Origin of the sequence: Methylobacterium sp. B1 (assembly GCF_000333255.1) — a bacterium.
GTDB lineage: Bacteria > Pseudomonadota > Alphaproteobacteria > Rhizobiales > Beijerinckiaceae > Methylobacterium > Methylobacterium fujisawaense.
In genome coordinates this window covers 1-11,718 of record NZ_BACT01000560.1, presented here as the reverse complement: position 1 = coordinate 11,718, position 11,718 = coordinate 1, and the positions used below count along the sequence as shown (strand labels likewise).

Genomic DNA, 11,718 nt, shown 5'->3' with positions numbered 1-11,718 from the left:
TCATGTGCAGGGTCGCGGTCGACGAGTTCTCGGTGATGATCATGTGGGAGCGCGAGACCGTCAGGATCTTGTCGTTGAACGAGATGATCCTCCGGATGATCGTCACCATGATCACGTACGGGGACGGGGAGATATTTCTGATCGTGTTGATCGGGATGGCCACTCTAAGAGGCCGGAACCAACATTAAGCTCTGACGAGATGTTCAAGAGCGCCGAAATCCCCATGATCCAGTCCAAGAGCAACGGCCGCGGATGCATAGAGGTATTGCGCGCTCATATTTGCAGAGAATGCTCTGCACGTTTGATAATTGAGACCGATCTGCCCAATGCGATTGAGCGCAACGAATTGCGGTTGATATTCATGCGAGTGGTCTGCCTTGAGGGTAGCACGATGGCGGGATTCGAGACCTCCCTTAGATGTGACCATACCGAAGCTCGGGAGAATGCACGTCCTAGACGTTCATGCCGCTGATCAGAGGAGATATGGCCTGGTGGTCAATCTCGGCATCTTCGCCGTGGAGCCCACCGCGCTGGAACTCGCCGCCTGGCAGCGCTCCCGATAGGTCGAGCCGACGATGTTCGAGGCTTGCAACCTGTCCTCCAGCCAGCTCATGCGCCATGACTTCCTGCACGATGTGAAGACCGTGCTGGCCCGCTCCGGGGCCCTGCCCGGCTCGCTCAAGCTGGAATTCAGCGAGAGCCTCGTGATGGAGAATCCGGAATACGCCGCGCAGATGCTGGCCCGGATCCACGACCTCGGCGCCGGCCTGTGCCTGTCGGATTTCGGCACCGGCTACTCGGCGCTCTCCTATCTCCAGCGCTTCCCCTTCGACACGATCAAGGTCGACGCGACCTTCGTGCGCCAGATCGGCACCGGGCAGACCGCGATCCTGCGCTCCATCGTCCGCATGGCGAGCGAGTTGAACCTCGCCATCGTGGCGGAGGGCTGCGAATCGGAAGCCGACGCCCAGGCGCTGGCCGGGCTCGGCTGCGAATACGCGCTGGGCCCCGCCTTCGGCGAGCCGATGACCATGCTGCAGGCCCGCCAGATCGTCGGCGCGGCGCCTGAGGCGGCCTGAGATCTCTCCTGCGGGGCCGACAGGTGTGCTGCCCGCCACCGACACCATCGCGGCCGGGGATGCGATGCCTCCGGACCACGTCAGGCTCGTGCGGGCCGGCTTCGCGAAGGTGCGGCCCATCGCCGGGACGGCCGACCTGCCCTGAGGCCGCCTGTTCGAGGTCGCCCCGCAGGCGCATCCCTGCTTCCCCGCGGACAGGACCGAGCAGATGCCGACGGCCATGCTCGGGCCGGCGGGGGGCCCGCCCGAACCATCCGGAGACCGGGGCGCCGGCGCTCCAGGCTTCGGACGCAAGGCCCGTGGCCGACACGCAGGACGCCCCCTGCGCGCCGGTGGGCGCGGCACTGCCGTGGCCCCTGGAACAGGGCCTCGGCGCGGACTTCACCCCGGAGGTCCGGGAGGCCCGGACCGAGACCGACGCGCTGGCCGCCCGCGCGATTCAGCAGGCGGACGCGGCCTGAAGGCCGAAACGGCGAAAGCCGCCGATCAGCTTAAGCCACCCTTAACCATGTTCGACCAAGCTCCTGTGGATGGACGGGCCCTTCAGCGCCCGGGAAGGGGATGGTCGGATGGCCGAGGCGGCACGGCGTTACCAGCAGGCAGGGGGCTCCGACCTCGTGCGCCGCCTGATGGCCCGGCCGGTCCGGCTGGAGCAGCAGGCCCGGACCCGGATGCCGCTCCGCGATCCCCGCCATGCCGATCCATCCCCCGAGGCCTTCGACGATCCGTCGGATGCGCTGGACGAGGCCGACGAGATCGCCCGCCTCGAGACCGAGCTGCAGGTGATGAAGGCGGTGCTGCGGGCCCAGCGGCAGGAGGTCGAGTCGCTGCGGGCGCAGCGCCAGCTCCTCACCGACTCGGCCCCGACCGACGATGTCCGCGCGACCCGCGAGCGCTGGGCGGCCCTGGTCGACTCGCTCCTGATCCGCGCCCGCTGATCCGTCACAAGCGCATGCGGGGGAGAGCCATGGGGGCGCGCTGCTCGCTCGTCGTCAACGGTCGGTCGGTGCGTGTCTCGACCGGCGATACGCCGCTGGAGGCCGCGCTGGCCGAGGGCATGATCGCCCCGCTCCAGGCACAGCCCGGCAACCTGCTCGCCGGCCAGGGCCTCGCTCAGGGCAGCGCCGCACCGTCCGGTCGCCGTCATCCGGCCCGCCGGGCCAGGGCCGAGGCCCTGCGCCCGGCCCTTCCCGGCGCCCCGATCCAGGGCCAGGAGGCGGCGGCGCCGCCGCCCGTGGCCGTCCGCAAGGGCACGGTCACGGAAATCCGCCGGCTCAGCCCCGGAATCCTCGAGGTCGTCGCGACCCTGACCCGGCGCCCCACCGGCGAGCCGGGCCACCAGGCGCTGGTGACCTTCGCGGGGCTGCCCACCCTGACGCTGTCCCCGACCCTGCGGGTCGACGGCACGACCGAGATCAACGACGTGGTGTTCCACGTCGCCCGCGACCCCGAGGGCGATCCGCTCGACGCGCTCCGCCTCGACCAGCCGGTGCGCCTCAAGGGGCCGGTCGGCCGGGGGCAGTACCGCCCCGGGGGCGGGCGCCTCGTGCTGGTGGCGGCCGGCGCCGGCTTCGGCGCGATCTGGGCGATCGCCCGGGCGGCCCGCTACGTCGAACCCGCCCGCGAGATGGCCCTGGCCGTCGGCGCCCGCGACGCCCTGGACCTCTACATGCGCGAGAGCCTGGACTGGCTGCGCCGCACCGGCGTCGGCCGGATCGTGCTCTGCGCCGATCGCGGCCGCCAGCGGCCGCCGGACGTGCGCTCCGGCCCGCTCAGCGCCCACCTGCCGAGCCTGCGCGCCACCGACGTGGTCCACGTGGCGGGCGACGTCTCGACGGTCGGCGCCGTGCAGGTGCTCGCCGCCGCGGTGGGCGCCCGCTGCTACCCGATCGTGATCGACTGACCGCCGTCGCCTCGACGCGGCGGCGTCCGGCTGCTACCGGCGCCGGGCCGGCCGCACGGGGCCGATCCTGAGCCCGATCCGAGCCCCGATGGTCCGCGTCCTCTGCCTCGGCTACAGCGTCACGGAGCTGCCGGGCTATGTCGAGCGGGCCAACGCCCTGGCCGAGGCCGAGGGGCGTCCGGTCACCTTCCTCCGCAGTGGCTGGGGCGGCCATTCCCTGCCCTCCATCGCCGCCCTGATCGACGAGATCCTGGACGCGCTCCCCTGCGACTGCGTCCTCCTCGAGCTGTTCACCGGCAACGTCCGCTACTTCGACGGCGCGACGATGCGGGCCTATCTCGACGACATCCTCGCGGCGACCGCCCGGCGGGACCTGCCCGTCGCCTTCCTCAACCTCCACCAGGGCGGCGTCGACTACGCGGCCGAGCCCGTCGCCGGCCTGCTGGCGGAGTACCGCGCCCTCTACGGGATCCCCTATCTCGACATCGCCGCCCCGGTGGCGGCCGCGGGCGCGGGCGACATCACCTACCTCCTGACGGATGCAACCCACGTCACGCCGGTGGGCGCCGACCTCTACGGCACCCTGGTCTACAGCTTCCTGCGCGCGCCGCCCCCGGGCCGCGCCTATATCGACCGGTTCCGGACCCTGCCGGGCCGGTTCGAGGCCGTGCCGCTGCGCGCCCTCCCCGGCCTGACCTGCGGGTTCGCCCTGCGCCGCAACGGCATCCCGCTGGACTTCCTGGAGATTCCCGAGGGCACCCGCGTCACCGTCCCCCTCGGGCGGCCCCGCGACGTGATCGGTCTCCTCGTGACCTACGGCCCCCAGGCGGGCACGCTGACGGTCCAGGACCCGGCGAAGGGACGGGGGCACGATCTCGTCGCCTACGACGAGTTCTCCTACTACACGCGCTCGATGTTCCGCAGCGTCACCCTGCCGGCGGCGCGCGCGCTGACGATCGCGCAATCGGCGGAGCGGCCGGACATCGCCCTGCGCAAGGGGGCGCCGGATCCGGGCCCGCGGATCGGGCGCGTGTCGCATGTCGTCTGCCGGCGCAGGCTGAGCCTCGCCCAGCGCGCCGCGCGCCTGCTGCACCGGCTGCGGCGCGGCCTGCGCCGCCTCGGGCCGCGGTTCGGCCTCGTCCGCGGGGCCTGAGATTCCGGCCCGGGCCGGGCGCGAAGGAGACGCCGGGCCTCACGGCGCCCGCCCGCGCCCGCCGGCGAGACCGCTCCATCCCCGACCCGGATCGGCCAGGCGCTCCCGGACGCGCGCCCACACCGCTCGATCGGTTCAATGGCGCTGATGTATTTTTTCGATATTATCAGTATTTGCATATGAACAAATATTCGTTTCATTCTTCGAGTGATCTGTCGTCGCCAGACGATCGTGGCGGCGCGTGGATCTCTGCCGCGGTCTTATGCTAAGGGATATTTTGAAATCATGAGGGGATCGGATGATATGCGGTTTCTACGGAATGCAAGCCTGCATGTAAAAATGTCCGTGCCCATCGTGTTCATGGTGATCGTCACTACGGGGGTCGTATTTTATTCGATTGTGGGTCTCAAATATATGGAGGAAAGAAACATATATCTGGTCGATTATTATTTCGCTAGGCTCGAGATATTCGCGAAAGTTCGCGAAAAATTCGTCGATGCCGCGCTCATGAATCGCAATTTGATCATCGGCCGCCCTGAAGGGGACCTCCCGCTCTTTCGCAGGCGCTACGACGAGGACGTCAAGGCCGTGGCCGACGGCATCGAGACGCTGGCCGAGGGCTCGCGGCGCGAGGAGATCGCGGCGATGCAGCGCCAGATCGGGGCGATCGCCCGGGACTATTTCGACCTGCTCGACCGCTCCAACTACCTCGCCCTCCGGAACGACCGGTCTGCGGCGATCCAGGTCGGCGTCGTCGCGAGCCGTGAGGTCCGGGCGCAGTTCGACAGGGCGGCCCAGGATTACGAGGCGCAGGCGACGGCCCGCCTCCGCGAGGCGAGGCGCGCGTCCCGGCAGGAGGCCGAGCAGGCGCGGACGGTCCTGATCGGCTCCGCCCTGGCGGGCCTGCTCGCCGCCATGAGCCTCTCCGCGGTGATCGTCGTCTTCGGCGCGACGCGGCCGCTGCAGCGCCTCGTCGCCGTCCTGCGGCGCATGGCGCAGGGCGAAGTCGAGGCCGCGATCGTCGAGGCGCAGCGCGGCGACGAGATCGGGATGGTCGGGCGGGCGGTCGAGGCGATCAGGACCATGGTCGCCCGCAACGCCGCCGCGGAGGCCGAGCGCCGACGGCGGGCGGACGCTGAAGCCGCCGCCGTGCGCAAGGAGGCCACGATGGACCTCGCTCGGACCTTCGAGGAGGCGGTGGCCAGGATCGTCGAGCAGGTCTCGTCGGCCGCGGGAGAACTGGAGGGCACCGCCCACCAGATGACGACGACCGCCCAGGAGACGGCCAGCCAGTCCGGCGCGGTGGCGGCGGCGGCCGAGGCGGCGGCGGCCAACATCAACGCGGTGGCGGCCTCGACCGAGCGGCTCGGCAGCGCCATCCAGGCGATCGGCCATCAAGCGAGCGGCTCGTCCGACCTCGCGCAGCAGGCGGTCGGCGAGGCCGACCAGACCGCCGGCCTCGTGGCCGAACTGCAGCAGGCGGCCTCCGAGATCGGCGACGTGGTGCGGCTGATCGCGTCCGTCGCCGAGCAGACCAACCTGCTCGCGCTCAACGCGACCATCGAGGCGGCGCGCGCCGGCGAGGCCGGGCGCGGCTTCGCGGTCGTGGCGGCCGAGGTGAAGGCCCTGGCCGAGAAGACCGCCAAGGCGACCGACGGGATCGCCGCCCAGATCGGCCGGATCCAGGGCGTGACCGGTTCCGCGGTCGGCGCGATCGGCGGGATCATCGACCGGATCCGCGAGATCAACGGCGTGGCGATCGCGATCGCCGCGGCCGTGGAGGAGCAGGGCGCGGCGACCCAGGAGATCGTGCGCAACATCGCCCACGCGACCCGGGGTGCCACGGCGGTGACCGGCACCATCGTCGGGGTGGCCGAGGCCTCGGAGCGCACGGGCGTGGCGGCCGATCACGTGCTCGCGGCCGCCACGGCCCTGTCACGCCAGTCGGAGCGGCTGTCGGCGGAGATGGACCGCTTCCTGGTCGGCGTTCGCGCCGCCTGAGGGCCGGAGCCTTCCGGAGCGGGCAGGCCCCGCGCCGACCCGCTTCCGCATGGGAGCGGGTCGGGCGGCCGACGGCTCAGCCCAGGCGGACCCGCCAGATCTCCTCGGCGTATTCGCGCATCGCCCGGTCGGAGGAGAACCACGCCATGCGGGCGGTGTTGCGGATCGCCTTCGCCCACCAGCCGCGCGGATCGCGCCATGCGGCGTCGATGGCGCGCTGTACCCGCCAGTAATCGTCGAAATCGGCGGTGAGCAGGTACTGGTCGCGCCGGCGCAGGTCGTCGGTGAGCGGCCGGAACCGGCCTGGCTCCTCCGGCGAGAACCGCCCCGCGGCGATCATGTCGAGGGCCGCCGCCAGCCGCGGCGAGGCCTGGATCGCCTTGGCCGCGTAGTCCGGCTCGGCCTGCCGGGCCTTCACCCCGTCGGCCTCCAGGCCGAAGATGAAGATGTTGTCCGCCCCGACATGGTCGCGGATCTCGATGTTGGCGCCGTCGAGGGTGCCCACCGTGAGCGCGCCGTTGAGGGCGAACTTCATGTTGCCGGTGCCCGAGGCCTCCAGCCCAGCGGTGGAGATCTGCTCCGACAGGTCGGCGGCCGGGATGATCGCCTCGGCGAGGCTCACCGAGTAGTTCGGCAGGAACACCACCTTCAGCCGGCCCGCGACCTCGGGATCGTCGTTGACCGCCTTGGCGACGTCGCAGGCGAGCTTGATGATCAGCTTGGCCTGGACGTAGCTCGGCGCCGCCTTGCCGGCGAAGATCTTCACCCGGGGCGTCCAGTCCCGGTGCGGCTCGGCCTTGATCGCCTGATAGAGCGCCACGGTCTCGAGGATGTTGAGAAGCTGGCGCTTGTACTCGTGGATGCGCTTGACCTGCACGTCGAACAGCGCGGCCGGATCGACGTCGATGCCGGTGCGCTCGGCGATGAGGTCGGCCAGGGCCTCCTTGCGCTCCCGGCGCACGGCGGCGTAGCGCGCCACGAAGACCGGGTCCTCGGCATGGGCTTCTAGGCCCCGCAGCAGCTCGGGATTGTCCAGCACGCCGGCGCCCACCGTCTCCACGGCGAGCCGGGTGAGGCCGGGATTGGCGTTGTGGAACCAGCGGCGGAAGGTGATGCCGTTGGTCTTGTTGACGATCTTGTCCGTGTCGAGGGCGTGCAGGTCGGAGAAGACCGTCGAGCGCATCAGGTCGGTGTGGAGCGCCGAGACGCCGTTGACCCGGCGCGCGCCATGGAAGGCGAGATGACCCATGCGCACCCGCCGCCCGTGCGACTCGTCGATCAGCGAGATCGAGGCGAGGTAGGCGGCGTTGTCGGAGGCGGTGTCCTGGCGGGCGTGCTTGGCCTGCTCCTCCAGATGCATCCAGTTGATCAGGTAGATGATCTGCATGTGGCGCGGCAGCAGCCGCTCCATCAGCTCCACCGGCCAGGTCTCCAGCGCCTCGGGCAGGAGGGTGTGGTTCGTGTAGTGCAGCGTGTGCGTGGTGACGTGCCACGCATCCTCCCAGGAGAGGCCGTGCGCGTCGATCAGGACGCGCATCAGCTCCGGCACCGCGATGGCCGGGTGCGTGTCGTTGAGCTGGATCGCGGCGTGGTCCGGCAGGGACCGGACGTCGCCGCGCTCGGCCACGTGGCGGGCCACGAGATCCTGGATCGAGGCCGCGGTGAAGAAGTATTCCTGGCGCAGGCGCAGCTCCTGGCCCTCGGCCGAGGAATCGCTCGGATAGAGCACCCGGGAGATCGCCTCGGCGCGCATCCGCGCCGCCACCGCGCCGACATGATCGCCGCCGTTGAACCGGGCGAGGTCCACGGGCTCGCCGGCCTCGGCCTTCCACAGGCGCAGGGCGTTGACGTGGCGCCCGCGCCAGCCGACCACCGGCACGTCGTGGGCCACCGCCCGCACGGTCTCGGCCGGCTGCCAGTGCCGCCGGATCACCCCCTCCTCCGCGGAGGACATGGTCACGGTGCCGCCGAAGCCGATGGCATAGGTCGCCTCGGGCCGGGCGAATTCCCAGGGATTGCCCTCGGCGAGCCAGGTCTCCGGCGCCTCGCGCTGCCAGCCGTCCTCGAAGGACTGGCGGAACAGGCCGTGGTCGTAGCGGATCCCGTAGCCCATGGCCGGGATGCCGATGCTCGCCATGCTCTCCATGAAGCAGGCGGCCAGCCGCCCGAGGCCGCCATTGCCCAGAGCCGCGTCGGGCTCGGCCTCCTGCACGGCGTCGAGGTCGACCCCGAGTTCCCGCAGGGCGGCGCGGGTGGTCTCGGTCAGGCCCAGGTTGTTCATCGCGTCCGACATCAGCCGGCCGATGAGGAATTCCAGCGACAGATAGTAGACGCGCTTGTTCGGCACGCTGCGCTCGGCGGCCAGGGCGGCCGCCACGATCCGCTCGCGCAGGGCCAGGGCGGTCGCCGCGAACCAGTCGCGCGGGCGTGCGGTCTCGGGCGTGCGGCCCAGCGCGAAGGTGAGCTTGGCGCGGATCGACTCCCGCAGGTCGACCCCCGCGTCACCACTTGCGGACAGCACCGGGGCGGTCCAGGAGCCTGCGGCCGGAGCCTCGGGAGCGCGCTCGTCGCGCGCGACATCTTGTGGCACAGGCCGGGTCAGAACATCGTTCAACACGTGCGGGTCCCCCAAAGTCGTCGCCCCGGATTCTAGCGCCGGGGGTATCGTGGGCGGATTATCTCTTTTGATGGATTGCCGCCGCATGAACGGACGGACGATCCGTGCCCCGAAGCATCCGACGATGCGGTCGGCTTCCGGCGAAGTCGTGGCAGCGCCGCTCGATCGGAGCCCGCGGGTACGCTGAGAGACATATGGCGCGGCGGCGTGACATTCCAGGCACAGATCTGCGCGACGGCGCTGCGCGAAGGTCATGCACGCCGGCGATGCGGCTCACGGTCATGCCCGGGACGCGGTTCTCGACGGGCGCTCCGTGTCGGGCGCGCCGATCCGCGCCCGCCGGCGCCCGCCCGGCACGCGCCCGGAGCGCGCCCGAAGCGCATCCGTCGCCGGTCGCCAGCACGCCGGTCAGCGGTTAAGCGTGGGCCGCCAACGGGAGGGGCAGCATGACCGACACTGTCTGGTGGAAGCGCGGGACCGTCTACCAGGTCTATCCCCGCTCCTTTCACGACACGAACGGCGACGGGGTCGGCGACCTGCCGGGCATCACGGCGCGGCTGGACTACCTCGCCTGGCTCGGGGTCGACGCCGTCTGGATCTCGCCCGTCTATCCCTCGCCCATGGCGGATTTCGGCTACGACGTGGCCGATTACTGCGGGATCGATCCGCTGTTCGGCACGCTGGTCGACTTCGATGCCCTCGTGGCGGAGGCCCATCGGCGCCGGCTGAAGGTGATCCTCGACTTCGTGCCGAACCATTCCTCGATCGCGCATCCGTGGTTCGCCGAGAGCCGGTCGTCGCGCACGAGCCCGAAGCGCGACTGGTACATCTGGCGCGATCCCGCCCCCGACGGCGGGCCGCCCAACAACTGGCTGTCGATTTTCGGCGGCCCGCCCTGACGCGCGACGAGGCCACCGGCCAGTACTACTACCACGCCTTCCTGGCGGAGCAGCCGGACCTGAACTGGCGCAACCCCGCCGTGCGGGCGGCCATGCACGACGTGCTCCGCTTCTGGCTGGAGCGCGGGGTCGACGGGTTCCGGGTCGACGTGATCTGGCACCTGATGAAGGATGCGGGGTTCCGCGACAACCCGGCCAATCCCGACTACGCGCCGGGTTCCCCGGAGATCAACCGCTTCACCCAGGTCTACTCCGCCGACCGGCCCGAGATCTTCGACGTGATCGCCGGCATGCGGGCGGTGCTGCGCGACTACGGCGAGCGCGTCCTGATCGGGGAGATCTACCTGCCGGTGGAGCGGCTGGTCGCTTATTACGGCCCCGACCTCACCGGCGCCGACCTGCCGTTCAATTTCCAGCTGATCCAGACCCCGTGGCGGGCCGACGCGGTGGCCGAACTCGTGGCCGATTACGAGGCGGCCCTGCCCGAGGGCGGCTGGCCCAACTGGGTGCTGGGCAACCACGACCAGCCGCGCATCGCCGCCCGGGTCGGGCAGGCGCAGGCCCGCATCGCCGCGATGCTGCTGCTGACCCTGCGGGGCACGCCGACCCTCTATTACGGCGACGAGATCGGGCTCGGCCATGTTCCGATCCCGCCGGAGCGCGCCCGCGATCCCTGGGAGTACAACGAGCCCGGGCACGGCCGCGACCCGGCGCGCACCCCGATGCAGTGGGACGACAATCCCCAGGCCGGCTTCTCCACGGCCGAACCCTGGCTGCCGCTGGCGGAGGATTGGGCAGCCTGCAACGTCGAGAGCCAGCGCTCGGATCCGGGCTCGATGCTCACCCTGTACCGGCGGCTGCTCGCCCTGCGCCGCGACCACGCGGCGCTCGCCGTGGGCGGCTACCGGGAGGTGCCGCTGGGGATCGCCGCGGTGTTCGCCTACGAGCGCTTCGCCGACGATGCCGTTCTGCGCGTGCTCCTGAACTTCGGCGCGGCGTCGCAGGATCTGCCGCTGCCCGAGGGCGACTGGACCGTGCTGCTCTCGACCCGTGCGGGGCGGGCGGGCGAGACGGTCGGCCTCACCCTGGCGCTCGGACCCGCCGAGGGGGTGATCCTGCGCCGCGGCGGGTGAGCCGGACCGGATCCGCCCATCCGGGCGCGGCGCCTCGGCGCGGGCGCCGGTCCAACGGCCCGGCGGCGCCTCATGGTCCGAGCCGGGGGCACGACATGGCTTGCGGCCGGAGCCTTTGGCTGCTGCGGCCCTCGACCGTCATCACGCGCGCGCGGCGGTGCGGTGCCTCAGGGCTGCGCGCCGTCGGCCGTCGGGCGCGGGGTGGATGGCCTCGCTCCGCTCGCAGAGACGGCAGGGCCGAAGCCCCCAGCCGGACACGGTCCAGGCGCGCAGAACGTGATTCGGGATAGGGCGGTACCGCTGCAGCGCGGCCCTGTGCATCGACGTCGGGGCGACGCCGCCCCATCCCGGAAGCCGCCCGGCCTGCCGAAATCCGCCGCGCCGCCACGATTTCGTGCTGCGACGCCACATAGGTAAGTGAAGCTTAATTCTCACGGTGGCCTATTTTGTGCGTCGCAGCGGAACCGTCGCGACGGAGGAGTATTAGCCGTGGTTGAGATCGCGACAGCCGTGCCTGCCCGATCGTCTGCCAGACCGGGGCATTCCGCCCGGCCAGGATCAATGCTGATGCTCGATACGCGCCGTGGTGGTTCCTTCGCCGAGTGGTCGTCCGGCGAGGGGGACGGCGTCGTATCCGTACCGGTGCCGGCCCGTCCGGCCTCGCTGCGCCGCCGCATCTTGTACGCCACGCCCGAGATGGCCGACTTCTTGAAGACGGGCGGCCTCGGCGAGGTCTCTGCCGCCCTGCCCCGGGCGCTGGTGCCGCACTACGACATCCGCGTGCTGATTCCGGGCTACCGGCAGGTCGCGCGGGGTTCCCCCGAATTCGGGGGTCGCCGCCTCAGGGCTTCGCGGGGGTTCCGGCTGGGAACTCGCTTGGTCAAGCGGCCGAGGCCTGGGATTTAGGTGTGGTCACCCGAACTTAAAAGGGGA

General features: G+C 70.9%; 7 protein-coding genes and 2 pseudogenes. 8 read left to right on the top strand and 1 reads right to left on the bottom strand.

Features of this window, described 5'->3' with window-relative positions:
* Positions 1-575: 575 nt before the first annotated feature.
* The 6 genes from I53_RS36170 (at position 576) to I53_RS16470 (ending at position 6,136) form a co-directional block, all read left to right on the top strand.
* Positions 576-1,079, top strand: a complete 504-nt coding sequence (locus I53_RS36170; protein ID WP_374701337.1) for an EAL domain-containing protein — start codon at positions 576-578, stop codon at positions 1,077-1,079.
* Between the two features lie 299 nt (positions 1,080-1,378).
* Positions 1,379-1,540, top strand: a complete 162-nt coding sequence (locus tag I53_RS35935; RefSeq protein ID WP_306307443.1) for a hypothetical protein — start codon at positions 1,379-1,381, stop codon at positions 1,538-1,540.
* A gap of 108 nt (positions 1,541-1,648) precedes the next feature.
* Complete coding sequence (locus tag I53_RS16485) at positions 1,649-2,017, top strand: hypothetical protein (RefSeq protein WP_043352571.1); 369 nt, start codon at positions 1,649-1,651, stop codon at positions 2,015-2,017.
* 29 nt (positions 2,018-2,046) lie between these two features.
* Complete coding sequence (locus I53_RS16480; RefSeq protein ID WP_085987674.1) at positions 2,047-2,982, top strand: ferredoxin--NAD(+) reductase; 936 nt, start codon at positions 2,047-2,049, stop codon at positions 2,980-2,982.
* A gap of 88 nt (positions 2,983-3,070) precedes the next feature.
* On the top strand, positions 3,071-4,135 hold the full coding sequence (locus tag I53_RS16475) for a hypothetical protein (RefSeq protein ID WP_043352568.1): 1,065 nt from the start codon (positions 3,071-3,073) through the stop codon (positions 4,133-4,135).
* 303 nt (positions 4,136-4,438) lie between these two features.
* Entirely contained in the window at positions 4,439-6,136 is a 1,698-nt protein-coding gene (locus tag I53_RS16470) for a HAMP domain-containing methyl-accepting chemotaxis protein (RefSeq protein WP_043352567.1), read from the top strand.
* Between the two features lie 76 nt (positions 6,137-6,212).
* On the opposite strand, the gene I53_RS16465 is transcribed toward I53_RS16470, so the two are convergent.
* Positions 6,213-8,753, bottom strand: coding sequence for a glycogen/starch/alpha-glucan phosphorylase (locus tag I53_RS16465; protein WP_043352566.1), 2,541 nt, complete (start codon positions 8,751-8,753; stop codon positions 6,213-6,215).
* A gap of 446 nt (positions 8,754-9,199) precedes the next feature.
* Between I53_RS16465 and I53_RS16460 the strand changes: the two are divergent.
* A pseudogene (locus tag I53_RS16460) lies at positions 9,200-10,785 on the top strand (alpha-amylase family glycosyl hydrolase).
* Between the two features lie 567 nt (positions 10,786-11,352).
* Positions 11,353-11,601: pseudogene (locus I53_RS36165) on the top strand (glycogen/starch synthase); the annotation flags it as partial.
* Positions 11,602-11,718 lie beyond the last annotated feature (117 nt).

Bases quoted from the DNA above. Each gene is read 5' to 3' on its own strand.
- I53_RS16480 (WP_085987674.1), top strand. From the start codon at position 2,047: ATGGGGGCGCGCTGCTCGCTCGTCGTCAACGGTCGGTCGGTGCGTGTC.
- I53_RS16485 (WP_043352571.1), top strand. From the start codon at position 1,649: ATGGCCGAGGCGGCACGGCGTTACCAGCAGGCAGGGGGCTCCGACCTC.
- I53_RS16470 (WP_043352567.1), top strand. From the start codon at position 4,439: ATGCGGTTTCTACGGAATGCAAGCCTGCATGTAAAAATGTCCGTGCCC.
- I53_RS36170 (WP_374701337.1), top strand. From the start codon at position 576: ATGTTCGAGGCTTGCAACCTGTCCTCCAGCCAGCTCATGCGCCATGAC.
- I53_RS16475 (WP_043352568.1), top strand. From the start codon at position 3,071: ATGGTCCGCGTCCTCTGCCTCGGCTACAGCGTCACGGAGCTGCCGGGC.